Below are 14,415 nucleotides of genomic sequence, written 5' to 3'. Positions count from 1 at the left end.
ATGGATGTAGTCGAATAGTCGAACGGTATCGCCAAGCGACTGTCAGGGTCCGCTGGCGTGAAGGCATTCGCTGTTAGCGCTCACATGACACGGTGAGTCCACTATGGTCAGTGAGGCGGTCGGGGGCCAGGGCCTGGTCTGGTACTCGCGTGAGGATCAGTCTGGCCACTCCCAGCTGATGCCGATCACACCGGAGTTCATGCCACTCGTCGCCACGTGCACCGCGTGGTGGGCGTTGAGCCGCAACTCGTTCAACCGGTGCTGATCGACGTACAGATCGGCGCGGAAGTAGTGGTGCACCTGGGCAGGCAGCGCGTCCGGGTGGAACCGCACCTCCATCAGGCAGGTGCCCTCGTGCCGGCGGAACGCGTGCGCGAAGTCGGTTCGGGAGTCGGAGGTGGTGTCGTGCAGCTCGTACTCCCAGACCCATGTCTCGCCGGTCTGAAGTCGTTGTCCGAAAAGCAGTTCAGCGGCCAGCACCTGTCCTTCCGGGTGGCGCAGCAGTCGCCCGGCGGCACAGTTGCGCACCGGTACGACACGGACACGATCGATCGCACAGTCCGGTGCGCCGAAGTACCGCACCACCGCTCGGTCGACGTCGTCCCGGCGGGCGCGGGCGAGGCTGCGCACCGTGATGCGCGACGGGCTGCGGTGCGCGTCCACGTCCACCGCGTGTTCGGAGGTGATCACCTCGAGGTTCCAGTCCCGCGCGCCGGGGAGCTCGTCGAGCAGTTCGCCCATCGGGCCGTGGTACTCGTCCACGCCCTGCTGCGGCCGGAACGGCGTGAGGTGGTGGGTGGCGAGCAGGCCCGTCAGGGCGTGGCGGGGCAGGCCGAGGATCTCCTCCAGGACCGCGATGGCACGCAACGAGTTCGGCCGTCGCGGCCATGCCCTGCCGTGTTGCCAGTCGCTGAGGCTGGCCAGCCCGACCCGGATGCCGCGCTCGGCCAGCCGCGACCGCAGCCGGTCGAGCGGCAGTCCGCGTTCGCGGATCGCGGTGCGCAACACGAGATGAAATGGTCCGGTCATCGAACTCCTCGTGCGCTCCACCCTACGGCGGTTCACGACGAGAGGTCCAGACCATCAACGGGCGGGCGGGCATCGTATTCACCAGCCGCGCGGGCGGTTAGCCCATCCGCAGCACCGAAGTTTCGGACTTAGATCCGGCGATTTCGGCCGGTGGACCCTTCTGGGAATTCTCCTTCGACCCCATCGAACGCGAGGTTCCCATGCGAGGACTGGTCAAGGGGCTGCTGGCGGCGGCCGCCGCCGTGACCCTGGCGGGATCGGCCGTCACGACGGCGACGGCACAACCCGATCCGCTGACCCCGAACATCATCGGTGGTGTGGACGCCACCGAGAACTACAGCTTCATGGCCTCGATGCAGGGCAACTCCGGTGGCCACTTCTGCGGCGGCGCCCTGATCCGGCCCACGTGGGTGCTGACGGCCAAGCACTGCATGGCCGGCGAGGTGCCCAGCGGTGTGCAGATCCGGATCGGCAGCAACAACCGCAACTCCGGCGGCACAGTCGCCAGGGTCAGGCGCTGGGTCGACCACAGCAACGCCGACACCTCGCTCGTCGAGCTCACCGCGCCGGTGACCCAGCAGCCGATCTCGATCGCACCGGTCGTGGCCCCCGGCTCGACCGTGCGGCTGCTCGGCTGGGGTGCCACGACGTGCAACCCCGGAGGTGGCTGCGGCGGTGCACCCACCACCCTCAAGCAGGTCGAGGTGCCGGTGCTGCCCGACAGCGCGTGCGGCACCGGCCAGTGGGAGATCTGCCTGGACAACAAGGACGGCAAGAGCGCCTGTTACGGCGACTCGGGCGGTCCGCTCCTGGTGGGCACGCCCGGCAACTGGCGGCTCGGCGGTGACACGTCCGGTGGCCCCGGTGTCTGCGGCACCGCGCGCTTCTACTACGCCGAACTGCAGGGCAGCGTCAACACGTGGATCAACAACGTCGCCGGCCCTGACGGCCCTCCGCCGGGCAACAACCTCGCCCTGAACAAGCCCGCCACGGGCTCGGCCGCCTGCAACGCGAACGAAGGTGCCGCGAAGGCCGTGAACGGCAGCGTCTCCGGTGGCACGACCGACAAGTGGTGCTCCACGGCCGGGACGAAGTCGCTGCAGGTCGACCTCGGATCCGGTCACGCGCTGAAGAAACTGGTCGTCAGGCACGCGAGTGCCGGCGGTGAGTCCGCGACGTTCGACACCAGGGACTTCGACCTGGCCGTGTCGGCCGACGGCACCGCCTGGACGACGGTGGCGACGGTGCGCGGCAACACCAGCGGTACCACCGAGCACGCGATCGGCACCACCGCGAGGCACGTCCGCCTCACGGTGATCACGGGTGCGCAGTCCGGTGGGAACATCGCCCGCGTCTACGAGTTCGAGGCGTACGCGTAAAAGTCCGCCGGCGTCAGCCGCCGAACGCCGAGTCGATCGACTTGGTCAGCTCACCGACCGTCTCGACCAGCGGGGCGACGGGCTTCACCATGTTGTTGAGGCGCACGAGAATCCGCGCGATCACCCCGCGATCCGGCTCGGCCGAGTCCAGCTCTTCCTGCAGCTCCTCGGCAACGGCCTCGGCCGAGTCGCCCGCGTCGCCCGTGTCGTCTGCGCCGGGGAGCTCCGCGCGGTGGCGTTCCAGCAACGTCATCAGTTCGGCCATCAGCTCACCGGTCGCCGCGCCGACGGTGAAACTCTGGCCGTGGCTGATCGCGCGGGCGTGCGAGCCGACGGCCTGGTTGCCGACGTTGCTCACGCCGCCGGACTGTTGGATGCCGTAGTTCGGCGAGCTTTCCGGCACGGTTTCCCCTTGTCTCAAGCCGGTTTCCCGGCGGCTTCGGGTGCGGGGAACCGCACCGTCGCGGTGGCCTCGCTGCCGACGGCCTGGTTGCCCACGTTGCTGACACCGCCGGTCTGGATGACGCCCTGATTGAGGATCGTCATCTGGCGGTTGCGGAACTCGGTGGTGTCCACGCCGTGCTCGTCGAGGAAGTCCAGCAGCGTGGCGAGCACGTGCCGTTCGATCAGCTTGAGGTGCTTGGCGGCGTCGGTCTTCTGGAAGTAGTTGTGGTAGTTGGCGTCCGTGGCCTCCTCGCGGACGCTGAACCGGGCGCCGTAGGGATAGCCGAGGTCCTGCCCGGCGATCGCCCGCTCCACGGTGCGGTGCCGGTTCCACCGCCAGTGGAAGGTGAGGTCGCGCACCACGCGGAAGGGAGCGCGCGGCACCGCGCTGGAGACGCCACTCGCCGCTCTGGCCAGCAGGCGGCCGATCGCGCTCGCGGTGAGCACCGGGCTGATCCGGTCCACGTCGTGGTACTGCTGCCACAACGGACCCAGCACGGTCCGGTCGCACTGCAGGTAGAGCAGCCGCCCGTCGGTGGAGAAGTGCAGGAACGTGCTGGCGACCACCTCGCCGCCCCACGACGGCACCTGCGCGCACAGGTAGTGCCGCGCCGAACCGTGCGGGCGCGCGGCGAGCCGGGCCAGGTCGTCGGCGGGCAGGTGCTGCTGGGGCGCCTGATCGCGCTGGGGCAGCAGCGCCGGATGCATGGTGAGCGCGTTGCCGCTGACGAACGCCCGCTCGGTGAGGAACAGCCCGGGCAACTCGTCAGGCTCCACGCCAACCCCGGCGAGCCGATCCCGGACGTGGTCGACCAGTTCGGCGGTGTCGAGCGGCACCACTTCGTCGGAGTCACTTCGCAGCAACGGCAGCGCGAACGACCACGTCGACACCAGCGGGCCGTGACCGATGAACGGCGTGAAACCGTCGTAGATCGTCACGTTGCCGCGTTCGGCCTCGTCGATCGCCGCCAGCCGGTCAGACAACCACGCCTGGCCGGACGGCAGCGCCGGCGCCTCCTCCGGATGGAATTCGGCACGAGTGAGCCCGCCCAGCAACGTCTGGCGGGTCTGCCACTCACTCCGCACCACCAGCGCGTACATCACCAGGCCCATCAGCAGCGCGAGCCACGGCAGACCGACCAGCCACTCCGCGACCGGCGGCTCCGGCGCCGGACGACTCCGCGTAGCCGCCGGGGCAACGCCCAGCGCGGACACCAGCGACACGGACAACAACAACACAATCGCCAACCCGACCAGGGCGAACACGACATCGCGCAGCCGCCGCGACTCCCCAGCGCGCCGGGCGAGGCTTCCGCCGATCGGCAACACCACCAGCAGCGCGACGATCGTCCACAGTGGAGACAGCACCAACGCCAGCACTGTCGCCCCGAGCAGGCACCAGTCCCGCACCCGCCGTTCCCGAACACCGTCCAGCGCGTGCAACAGCACCGGGCGCAGCGAGAACCCGACCGACGGCGCCGCCGCGTGCAGATCTTCAGTCAGCAGCGCCTTGGTCATCCGCTCGGCGAAGCGCTCGTCGGTCCTGGCCGCAACACACAGGTAACGAGTCGTGTCGTCAGGGGAGAACGCGGTTGGCTGGTTCATCGATCCCCTTCACCAGAACGACTTCGGCGCGTTGACACGGCGTTCCCTGCCGGCGGGAGTCCGGCGCTGCAGGGCGACGACCACACCGAGCACCAGACCGAACAGCACGCCGAACGAGGCCGACGTGGTGAGCTGACCCAGAAAGAAGTCCTCCGGCCGGTCGTAGGCGAGGTACGGAAGAGCGGACCGCGTGTCCAGCAAAGTCACTGCCACCGCCGCGGAGCCCAGCCCGGCGGTCACCGCACTGAGCGTCGTCATTCCGACGGTGGTGATGAACAAGCCCGCGCCACCCGCCGTTCCGCTGACCCAGCGCGGCACCCTGTTGAGCCCGGCGACGGCGAATACCAAGAACAACGCCGTCCGCAGGTTGGCGAACCAGAACAGGAACGGGCCGACGAGCTCCACGTCCACGTGCCAAGCCGGATAGGAGAACATCACGTTGGCGAGCCGGAAGACCGACTCACTGCCGGACAACGCGAAGGCGAGATCCCGGTTCAGCCACGGGTTTCCAACCAGCACGACATAACCGAGCAGCACGGCGACGCCCGGCGCCAGGAAACGCGATAAGTGAGGATCCCCCTGTCCAGCCACACCAGCAACCTAGGTCACCCACCGGTCCCGCGGCGACGGCTGATCGGCGTAGGTGTGCCGAAGAGCTTGCGCCATGTGCGACAACGGGGTGGATCTCACCCAGTTCCGCGCAACGCGCTGCTGACCAGTCGGTCGACCTCACGGACGTGGGCCTCGAACCTGGCGTAGGGGACACCCTCGCCGAGGCTGATGTACTCGAGGTACACGGTGTACTGGCCGTAGCGAGCCCAGAAGACCCATACGGTGCAACCAGGTTCCTTCGCTCCGATGCACGACAGATCGGCAGCGTGAGCACTGATCCCGGCAGGCACCTCGGCGTCACTCGGGTCGGTCGCGTAGTCGTCGCCGAGGCCGTCTTCGGGGTTGTCGAAGCGGAACGCCCACTCGGCCCGCCAGACGCTGTCGTGCCGCTGGACGCCCTGCACGAGGCTCGGTGCCCTACCGCTGCTGTCCCATTCGCGGACGTCCGGCCAACTTCCGTGCACCGTCCACTTCGGATCGCCGTCGACGACAGCAGGCTGGGGGAGCAACAGCCGATCGAGCGCGACGTCGGGGCCGCGCTGCCCGTCGAGAACCGACTGGTACACGACGGTCGCGGTGCCGAGCAGCAGGACCGTCACGCAGGCGAGCCCGAGGGCCGGCCGCGCGCGGCGGCCGGCCCTCGGGGTGTTCTCCGGTGTGTCCGTCACTTGCGCGGCACCACGTGCTTCGCCGCGTCGGGAACGGGTTTGAGCAGGAACAGCTCGGTCAGCCTGGCGCGGATCCCGTAGTCGATGTGGTCCGGTCCCAGCCGGTCGGGGGCGTGCCGCCCGGCGAGGTCGACGCCGATCTGGACCGTGATCACGTCGCCGGGGTCGTTACCGCCCGCCGGTCCGCCTCCCGCCGCGCCCTTCTGCAGATCGTCGCCGGTGAACCCGGCCTGGACGCCGACATAGCCGTAGTGGATGTTGGACCACACGTCGTAGAAGATGCGGTAGGGCTTGCCCGGCACGTCGGAGTACAACGAGTCCGGGTCGCCTTCCGACATGCCCCACTTCTCGCGGATCTTCGGCTTGTGGTCCCACGGGCACAGCTTCTGGCAGACCTGCAGTCCCCAGGAGACCTCGGCAGCCACCTTGGACTGCTGCTGGTCGTACTTCGTCACCCAGAACTCCCACCACGGCGACTGGTACCGCGAGAAGTCCAAGTTCTGTTTGATGCCGCGGACCACCTGCGACTTGGCGTTCGTGACCATCTCGCTGTGGATGTACATCAGGATCTGACAGTACTCGGACTCGCTGACCGTGCAAGAAACCTCCCACGGCGCCTTGTCCCACTGACCGGCGTCGGCCGACGGCGGCAGGGGTTCCGGATCCGTCACGCCACCGCCGCCGTCCGCGATCGGTGCGCCGCCGGTCGGGTCGATCAGCATCGTCGGCCGGTTGAGCACGTAGGCGTAGCTCGACGTGGCCGGCTGCCGCAGCGACGACGGCTCGGGGTCGATGCCGCCGAAGCGGCCAGTCGACGAGTCGTAGACGCGAGCGGGCAGTGCGTAACGGCCGTCCAGCGCGGGGTCGGCGTAGGCGCCGGTGAACCGCAACGGGTTCGTGCCACCGGCCCCACCCGCGGTGCCGTTGTCCCTCGGCTCGCCGAACGCGCCGTAGTCGTACTTCTCGGTCACCGCGCCGGCGGGCGACAGCACGGCGGCGACTCCACCGAGCCAGTCCGGCGCGTACGAGCCGACCCCGTTGTCGAGTGTGGCGAGCGCACCGTGGCCGGGCGCCGGCAGGTACCCGCGGGTCGAGTCCGAGGTGAGCCACGGCCTGTCGCCGTTGACGTCCCAGGACCACGCGCGATCACCCGACGAGATCCGGAGCGCGTCGCCGTCGTAGCGGAAGTCGGTGGTGCGGCCCGCCACGGTGGCCGACGCGAGGGTGTGGTCCAGGTTGTAGCGGAACGTGTCCTTGCCCGCCCTGATCTGGTTGCCCTCGTCGTCGTAGGCGAACGTGCGGGTCGTGTTGCCGGTCTTCTCCTCCACGAGCTGGTCGGCGTCGTCGTAGCCGTACTTGGTCGTGCTCGACCCCATGGTCCCCGTCCTGACCTGGCTGACCCGGTTGCCGACGGCGTCGTAACCGAACCGTGCGGTGCCGGTCGCCGACGGGTCGCAGCCCGGTTGCCCGCCGAGCAGGCCGGCGCCGCCGTAGCAGGCCGCGACGACCCGGTCGGCCTCGTCGTAGAAGTAGCCGGAGGTCTCGGAGGCGTCGCCGCGGGTGGTGATGATCCGGGTCGGGTTGCCGACCGGGTCGCGGGCGATCTGGTACGCGGCGACTCCGTGCGTGTTCATGTCCGCCAGGCGTCCTGCGTTGTCGTACGCCCGCTCGGTGACCAGCCCTGGAGCCGTGGTCCTGCGCAGCCGGCCGGACGGGTCGTACTCGAAGGCGTACGTGACGGGCGTGGTTCCCGCCCTGCCGCCACTGGCGGTGAGCTGGGTCAGCTGGCCGGCCTTGTCGAACCCGGACGACACGGTGGTGCCGTCGGGCCAGGTCCTGGTGGCGACGTTGCCGTCCCTGTCGTAGGTGTAGCCGTACACCTGGTCCCCGCGGGTGACCTTGGTCAGCCGGTCCCGCTTGTCGAACTCCTGGACCCGCACTCCCGCCGGGTCGGCGATGCTGGTCGGCCGGTTGCGGGCGTCGAAGCCGTAGGCGTAGACAGGTCCGTCGACCCCGAGCTGCCGCCGGACCCTGCGGTTGAGCGAGTCGAACGTCTCGATCGTGGTGCGCGCCTTGGCATCTCCACGTCCGGCGTTGACGGTCTTGACGAGGTTGCGTTCCTCGTCGTAGCCGAACACCCGCGTCCGCTCCAGCGGATCAGTGACGGAGACGAGCTGGCCGAGCCTGTCGTGGCGGTACTCGGTCTCCCGTCCCAGCGGATCCTTCCTGCTGACCACGGAACCGTCCGCGCCGTAGCCGTAGCGGGTGGGGTCGTGCCCGTCCGGCCCGGTCACCGCGACGAGCTGGCCGGCGTCGTCGTACTTGTAACGGGTGACGTGGCCGTTGGCGTCGGTGGAACCCGTCACGCGGCTGGTGGCGTCGTACTCGAAACGCGTGGTGTTGCCGAGCGGATCCGTTGTGGCGACGAGGTTCCCGTCCACGTCGTAGCTGTACCGGACGGCGAACGCCGACGGATCCGCGCCCGGTGCGTTGCCCCGCGGATCGGTCTTGGTCACCACCCGGCCGTCGTCGTTGTAGGACCACGTCGTGGCGCCGCCGGTCATCGACACCTTGCGCAGCGGGTTGCCCGCCGAGTCGTAGACGACCTTCGACTCGCCGCCACCCGCCGTCCTCACCGCGGAGGGACGGCCGTTGGCGTCGTAGTCGAGGTCGGTCCTGTTCCCCAGCGGGTCCACTGTGGACGTCACGTTGTCGGTGTTGTCGTGGCGGATCGTGGACTGGTTGCCGAACTCGTCGGTGGCGGTCTCCCTGCGGTCCAGCGCGTCGAACCCGGAGTCCACGTCGGCGGAACCACCACCGGGGTAGGGACGGGACGTGCGCACCAGGTTGCCGTTGTTGTCGTAGAAGTACCGGGTGGTGAACTGCGCGGGGTCGGCGCCCGGTGCGTTGCCCCGCGGCGACACCGTGGCCGCGAGCTGACCCCGGTGGTCGTAGGTGTACGTGGCCCGGTTGCCTTCCGCGTCGACGCGGGAGATTTCCCGGCCGGCGGGGGAGTATCCGGTCTTCGTGACGCTGCCGCGCGGGTCGATCACCGAGATCCGCCTGTTCAGCACCTTGGCGTAGGTGTAGAGGGTCGTCCTCTCCAGCGGGTCGATGCTGCGCACGAGCTGGCCGGCGTTGTCGTACACGTTCTCCTGCGCACGCTCGTGGCCGGGCGAGTGCACCGTGCGGACGCGGTCGAGCGCGTCATAGCCGTACTTCGTGGTGAAGTCGTGCGGGTTCGCGCCAGGAACATTGCCGCGCGGCTTCGTCTCGCTCAGCCGCCGCCCTGCCTTGTCGTAGGAATACGTGGTGCGTGCACCGGTGGGCGTCGTGCGCGCCACCATGTTGCCGGCCTGGTCGTAGCCGAAAGTGGTGACCTTGCCGCGAGGATCGGTCATCCGCGTCACGAGGCCACGGCTGTCGCGCTGGTAGACGGTCTTGTCGCCGGATGCGGCGGTCTCCTGTTCCACCTCGTCGTACGGCGAGTGACCGAACGCCGTCGTGTGCCCTTCGCCGTTGGTCAGCGACGCCGGGTTGTTGCGCCCGTCGTAGGTGGTGCGCTCGGTGAAGGAGAACGGTTCCGGCGCGGTGGCCGAGGTCCTGTTGCCCGCCGCGTCGAACCCGCGTTCGCGCTGGTTGCCCCGTGCGTCCACGGTCAGGCTGGGATCGAGCGCGGCGGAGTAACGGGTGTTGACCGCGTCACCGTTGCCGTTCTGCGTGTACACGAGAACGTTGCCGCGATACCCGTCGAAGAACACGACCCCGTCGGGATCGGTCGTCTTCGACTCCTGACGTCCGGCGTCCCACTCGAACGTGGTCCTGGCACCGTCCGCGGCCGACTGAGCCACGACCCGGCCCGCCGCGTACTCGTTGGTGATCTGCGCGTGGCCACGGGGATCGACGACTTTCACCAACACCCCGCCGGCGTAGACGTGCGACCAGGTGTTGCCCTGTGCGTCCTGCACCGCCGACAACCGGCCGTCCTCGTAGCTGTACTGGGTCTTCCGCCCGTCCGGCAGCGTGATCCTGCCGACCAGCCCGGCCGCGTTGAGCGAGACCACCACGACCCGTCCCGCCGCGTCGGTGATCCGCCACTCCGCAGCGGAGTGTCCGATGTGGACGCCGTGCCCGCGGGCGTTGGTGATCGACGTCAACCGCCCGGAAACATCGAACGCGTACACGATCTGGCCAGGCGTCGTGAGCCGCCACGTGTTGTCCGGCAACGCGGTGAGCGTCGAACGCACACCGGGTGGTCGCGCATATGAACCGTCGGCGTTGCGCGGGTAGGTCACCTGCGCGCCATCCTCTGCGCGTACCGTCACCGACGTTTCGCCACTGGCGGGTGGGAACACGCGAACGTCATAGGTCCACGCCCACCCCTTGCCCATCGTCCCCGAACCCTGGTTGGCCGAGGAGTAAGTCCTCTTGACCTGGAACGGAACCGCGAAGGACGCCATCTGGAAGTCCTGCTGCGACCAGTGGAACGCGCCCGTCGCGGTGTTGACCCCGGCACCCCGCACGGACTGCCCCGGCACGGACGCCGCCAGCGCGTTCGGGCAGCCACACCCGGCCGCCTGTGGCGCGGGCATCTCGGGCGGCACGGCGGTCTGGCGTGCCACCGCCTGGTTGGACGGCGCCGAGACGACCTCACTGCCGTCCTGACGTGCAACGGTGATCGTCACGGAATACCGCTTGCCCGCCACCAGCGCCCACCCCGCCGCGGTGCCGAACGCACGGCAGAACCGGCGCGGCTCACCACACCTGGGCAGCTCCGACGTCGGCTGGGACTGCTGCTCCTGACCCGTTTCCGGATCCAGGACGGTGGCGCGCCACTCCCGCCACGAATCGGTGTCCGTGCCGTTGAAATAGACCACGAGTGACGTGTCGCCGAGTTCGAAACCTGATCGTGCCAGCACTTCCTCCGCACCACCGACATCGGCGGCACGCCTCACCGCGGCCGGCTTCGGATCACCTTGTGCGGCAACCAGCGGCGGCGTGATCGGTGGCCTGTCCCCAGTCTTCCCGCCGTGGAATGGCAATGCCTGCGGCGGTAGTGCCCGTTGCTGTGGCGCGGCCCCGGCAGGTGCGTTGACCTGCGGCGCTGCCGATGCATACGGTAAGGCCACAATGGACTGTGATAAGAGCGCAAGCGCGCAGAACAACACGAGATGGCGCATGAGTGAATCCCCCAAGAGTCACATGCTTTCCCCCCATCTCGGACCATACGCCCCGAGTTCACGGCCGGTACCGTCATCTGGACCTAACGGCGTGGCTCGCACGGGTGAAGGTCAAGACTTGAAACGGCGGCCAATGTGGACACAGGCGAAGTGCCGGTTGCGGAAAATGCTCCGCAACCGGCACCGTTGTTGTGGCGCGGCTATCCGCTGACCGAAGCCGAGAAGTTGTCGACGGCGAGGCCGGTGCCGCCGTTCCACGGCTCGAACCCGGCCTGGATGCTCGTCAGATACCAGGAGCTGGTGATCGCCCCGCGGGCGCGCACGTCGTTGATGAAGTCCAGCACGCTGAACGACCAGGAGTTGATCGGCGACGGCGCGACGTAGGAGATGACGTTGTTGCCCCCGTTGTTGCCGCGCCACACCTGCCAGCTGCGGCCACCGATCGAGGTGGTGCCCACGGCGCTGCCGATGGGCTGGATCGGGCCCTGGCGGTTGAACCAGATCATGATCTCCATCTGGTTCACGCCGTTGGTCTTGGGCGTGGGGTCGAGCCAGATGTCGTAGGAGGCGTTGTATGTGCCGCCGGCGTAGCGGTACGAGATCGACGAGGTGGCGCTGCGGATGCGGCTGACCTGCATCGGCAGGCTGGAGCCAGGGGAGCAGTTGGTGTAGTGGCAGCCGAGGAACACCGACGGGTACGACACCGGTGCCCCGTTGGTCGGGCTCGAGCCTTGCTGCGAGGTGATCTGGAAGCCGGTCGACTTGACGTTGATGCACTGCTGAGCCGAGGTGCCCCACCGGTTGTTCTGGACCACGTAACGGCCCTGGATGGTGGTCGACCCGTACTGGTCGCAGATGGTCGTGTCGGCCTGGGCCGGACCGGCGGCCACGACGATGGTGCTCGCTGCCAGCAAGCCGGCAGCGGCGAGGGCACGGAGAGTCCTTCGCATGAAAACTCCTCTCACAGGGGTTCTGGGAGCGCTCCCAGAGTACCCAGCTGTCAACAGGCGAATCCTGGGTTCTTCCCTCGGAGTTCCGTGACGCCTTCGCCGGCATGCGTCACGGTCGTCGCCCCGCAGCGCTTCCCGCCCGGTCGTCGGTCCGATGTGGACGGTCTGGTGGGCGAACGCCAGTCCGCTGATCCGAACCTTCGCAATACCTTCACAAAATGCCGCGCCTTCCTGTGTCATGATCGCTCGTATGAAACCTGGGGGCAGAATCCTCGCCTTGTTGGCCGTGCTCGCGGGCTTGACCGTGAGCCCTACAGCATCCGCAGAACCGTTGTGCGACAACGGACTTCAGTTCACCACCACCGACGGCGACGCCGCGATGGGCTTGCGGGTTCTGCAGGTGCAGGTGCGCAACTGCGGCACAGAACCCTTGCAGCTCAACGGCTATCCGCAGGTGCAACTGCTCGATGTAGAGCGGCAGCCGTTGGTCGTCGACATCCTCGAGGGGTCGGGCGGTATCTCCTTCGTCGAGGGCTTCAACGACCCGCCGCAGCCGATCACGGTGCAGCCGGGGGAGACCGCGAAGACCGCGTTCATGTGGAAGAACACGAACACCGGCGAGGTGCCACCGCAGCTCGGCTGGTACGCCGACATGGCGGCCGCGCCAGGTGGCGCCTGGTACGAACTGGCGCCGCTGCCGCCGAGGACGAGCATGCACATCGACCTGGGCACCACGGGACGGATGGGCGTGCAGGCCTGGCATCGCTAGTTCGGTGTTCGTGATGGTCATCGGGGGCGAGGTCGAACAGGTCCACGTCTCCGCTGACCATCACGGATCATTTTCGCGTCAGCGCGGTTGGAGCTGCCGGCCGAGCGCACCTCGCCCCCGCTAGAGCCAGTCGTGGCGCTTGTAGGTCGGGGAGAGGACCCCGAAGCCGAAGTAGTCGGTGGTGGACAAGCTGTCGAGGAACTGGCGAGTCGAGTCGGCGAGCGGTTCCTCGTCGAAGCCGTCGAGCCGCACGACCCGGTCCTCGCCGGCGGCGAGGTCGGCGGTGTGCCAGCCGCACATGTCCCTGTTGTCGCTGCGGGCGAACACGATGACGTCGGCGGTCGGTGCCAGATCTTCCTCGTCGTCCTCGTCGATCAGGTGCTCGATGAGCTCCCGGTGCGTGCACATGCCGTCCGGCGCTTCGAAGTGCAGGAAGCCACCGAACGTGCCGACCCCCGACCGCAGGTAGAGCTCGGCCAACGCGTCCGGCAGCGGCGCCCCGTGCTTCTCGCCGAACGCGGCGATGTCAGCTGCCGTGACAACGCCACCGGTTCCGGACACCGACACCCCAGGCCACATGGCGGGCCAGCCTACCCCGATCCAGGCGGTGATCCAGCAGCGCGCAGGACATGGTCCCTGGTGCACAAGCGATTGGCATGAGAGTACGAAACCGTTGATCGCTGAGTAACAGCCCTTCCGAGCCCTGCGATGATCGGCACATGGCGGATCTGACCGGGCATCCTGGGCTGGTGCCACTGCTGGACGGCTATCAGTTCGACGTGTTCCTCAGCTACCGCAGATCCGGGCCGGGGAACGCGGCGACGTGGGTGCGCAACCACTTCCACCGCATGCTCGAAGACTGCCTCGCTGACGAGCTCGGCCGCACCGCGGTCTTCATCGACTCGGCAGTCGAGACCGGGGCGATGTGGCCACCGTTGCTGCGGGAAGCGTTGGCGCGCAGCAAGATGCTCGTGGCCGTCTGGTCGCCGCCGTACTTCCACTCGCCGTGGTGCCTTGCCGAGTGGCGGGCGATGGAGGCGAGGGAGCGGGCGCTGGGCGGGACCGCACGGCTGGTGTACCCGGTGCGGTACTCCGACGGGGACAACTTCCCCGACGACGCGAAACAGCGGCAACACTTCGACGTGCGCGGGGTGTCCAACCCCTTCCCCTCGTTCGGCGGCTCGCACAGGCAGTCAGATCTGTTCGACACGGTCCGGGTTATCTCGGGTGAGGTGGCCAAGGCGATCGCCGCCGTGCCGCCGTGGCGAGCGGACTGGCCGCAGTGTCAGGTCCCCGATCTGACGGCCGCGCCGAAGCCGGCTTTCCCGGTGTTCCAGCCATGATCGTCACCTTCACCGCCCAGCGGCCCGACGACACCGCGCCGATGATCGCCGCACTCCTCGCACGCTGGGGCTACCCCATCCTGTACGTCGACTGGAATCCCGACGAGTCACCGGACCTCCAGGCATCGCTGCTCGCCGATCCCGGCGATCCGCTCGCCGCGGTCGTCCGCACGCCGCTGCCGGGTGGCGGTGTCCTGGACGTCGTCGCGGGAATCGGGTTCGACCGTGTCGACGGAGACTGGGCGACCGCGTACTCCGACAGTCTGGGCGACCTCCTGGAGTCCTGCGCCGAGCGGTGGCAGGCGGTGTACGAGATCGTCGTGATCCGGGACGCGGCCGTGGGCCACCCGAGCCGCGGGATCGCTGTCGCGCACCTGCCCGACGCCGTGGTGGTCGACCGCAGGGGTGTCGACGCAGTCGCACTCGCCTCGGCGTC

11 protein-coding genes are annotated in these 14,415 nt (G+C 68.5%); 3 read left to right on the top strand and 8 right to left on the bottom strand.

Going from position 1 to position 14,415, the window contains the following annotated elements; translation table 11 throughout:
- Positions 1 to 156: 156 nt before the first annotated feature.
- Positions 157 to 1,029 (bottom strand): hypothetical protein, encoded by an 873-nt coding sequence (locus ACWGE0_RS23015; RefSeq protein ID WP_452262950.1) that lies wholly within the window; start codon positions 1,027 to 1,029, stop codon positions 157 to 159.
- 200 nt (positions 1,030 to 1,229) lie between these two features.
- Here ACWGE0_RS23015 and ACWGE0_RS23010 point away from each other — a divergent pair, with 200 nt between their 5' ends.
- Positions 1,230 to 2,408, top strand: coding sequence for a trypsin-like serine protease (locus ACWGE0_RS23010; protein ID WP_452262949.1), 1,179 nt, complete (start codon positions 1,230 to 1,232; stop codon positions 2,406 to 2,408).
- Positions 2,409 to 2,421: 13 nt separating this feature from the next.
- Here ACWGE0_RS23010 and ACWGE0_RS23005 read toward each other — a convergent pair whose 3' ends face one another.
- The 6 genes from ACWGE0_RS23005 to ACWGE0_RS22980 form a co-directional block, all read right to left on the bottom strand.
- Positions 2,422 to 2,811, bottom strand: a complete 390-nt coding sequence (locus ACWGE0_RS23005; protein WP_452262948.1) for a hypothetical protein — start codon at positions 2,809 to 2,811, stop codon at positions 2,422 to 2,424.
- Positions 2,812 to 2,825: 14 nt separating this feature from the next.
- Positions 2,826 to 4,457, bottom strand: a complete 1,632-nt coding sequence (locus ACWGE0_RS23000; protein ID WP_452262947.1) for a hypothetical protein — start codon at positions 4,455 to 4,457, stop codon at positions 2,826 to 2,828.
- A 9-nt stretch (positions 4,458 to 4,466) separates the two neighbouring features.
- The gene (locus ACWGE0_RS22995) at positions 4,467 to 5,048 is read right to left on the bottom strand and encodes a hypothetical protein (protein WP_452262946.1); all 582 of its coding nucleotides are present in this window, start codon (positions 5,046 to 5,048) and stop codon (positions 4,467 to 4,469) included.
- A 95-nt stretch (positions 5,049 to 5,143) separates the two neighbouring features.
- Positions 5,144 to 5,737, bottom strand: coding sequence for a hypothetical protein (locus tag ACWGE0_RS22990; protein WP_452262945.1), 594 nt, complete (start codon positions 5,735 to 5,737; stop codon positions 5,144 to 5,146).
- Positions 5,734 to 10,692 carry a DUF6531 domain-containing protein gene (locus ACWGE0_RS22985; protein ID WP_452262944.1) on the bottom strand — a complete coding sequence of 1,653 codons (4,959 nt, stop codon included), beginning with the start codon at positions 10,690 to 10,692 and terminating at the stop codon, positions 5,734 to 5,736. The genes ACWGE0_RS22990 and ACWGE0_RS22985 overlap by 4 nt, the downstream gene beginning before the upstream one ends.
- A gap of 425 nt (positions 10,693 to 11,117) precedes the next feature.
- A complete protein-coding gene (locus tag ACWGE0_RS22980) occupies positions 11,118 to 11,867 on the bottom strand; it encodes a GH12 family glycosyl hydrolase domain-containing protein (protein ID WP_452262943.1) in 750 nt (249 codons plus the stop codon).
- Between the two features lie 304 nt (positions 11,868 to 12,171).
- Between ACWGE0_RS22980 and ACWGE0_RS22975 the strand changes: the two genes are divergently transcribed.
- The gene (locus tag ACWGE0_RS22975; RefSeq protein WP_452262942.1) at positions 12,172 to 12,636 is read left to right on the top strand and encodes a DUF4232 domain-containing protein; all 465 of its coding nucleotides are present in this window, start codon (positions 12,172 to 12,174) and stop codon (positions 12,634 to 12,636) included.
- 120 nt (positions 12,637 to 12,756) lie between these two features.
- On the opposite strand, the gene ACWGE0_RS22970 is transcribed toward ACWGE0_RS22975, so the two are convergent.
- On the bottom strand, positions 12,757 to 13,215 hold the full coding sequence (locus tag ACWGE0_RS22970; RefSeq protein ID WP_452262941.1) for an SMI1/KNR4 family protein: 459 nt from the start codon (positions 13,213 to 13,215) through the stop codon (positions 12,757 to 12,759).
- A 140-nt stretch (positions 13,216 to 13,355) separates the two neighbouring features.
- Between ACWGE0_RS22970 and ACWGE0_RS22965 the strand changes: the two genes are divergently transcribed.
- Entirely contained in the window at positions 13,356 to 13,979 is a 624-nt protein-coding gene (locus ACWGE0_RS22965; protein WP_452262940.1) for a toll/interleukin-1 receptor domain-containing protein, read from the top strand.
- Positions 13,980 to 14,415 lie beyond the last annotated feature (436 nt).

Source organism: Lentzea sp. NPDC054927, assembly GCF_053610285.1.
This window is presented reverse-complemented; position numbering and strand designations above follow the sequence as displayed.

What these genes read in the sequence shown, in the direction of transcription:
- ACWGE0_RS23015 (WP_452262950.1), bottom strand. Translation starts at nt 1,029, where the DNA reads ATGACCGGACCATTTCATCTCGTGTTGCGCACCGCGATCCGCGAACGC.
- ACWGE0_RS23010 (WP_452262949.1), top strand. Translation starts at nt 1,230, where the DNA reads ATGCGAGGACTGGTCAAGGGGCTGCTGGCGGCGGCCGCCGCCGTGACC.
- ACWGE0_RS23000 (WP_452262947.1), bottom strand. Translation starts at nt 4,457, where the DNA reads ATGAACCAGCCAACCGCGTTCTCCCCTGACGACACGACTCGTTACCTG.
- ACWGE0_RS22980 (WP_452262943.1), bottom strand. Translation starts at nt 11,867, where the DNA reads ATGCGAAGGACTCTCCGTGCCCTCGCCGCTGCCGGCTTGCTGGCAGCG.
- ACWGE0_RS22970 (WP_452262941.1), bottom strand. Translation starts at nt 13,215, where the DNA reads ATGTGGCCTGGGGTGTCGGTGTCCGGAACCGGTGGCGTTGTCACGGCA.
- ACWGE0_RS22965 (WP_452262940.1), top strand. Translation starts at nt 13,356, where the DNA reads ATGGCGGATCTGACCGGGCATCCTGGGCTGGTGCCACTGCTGGACGGC.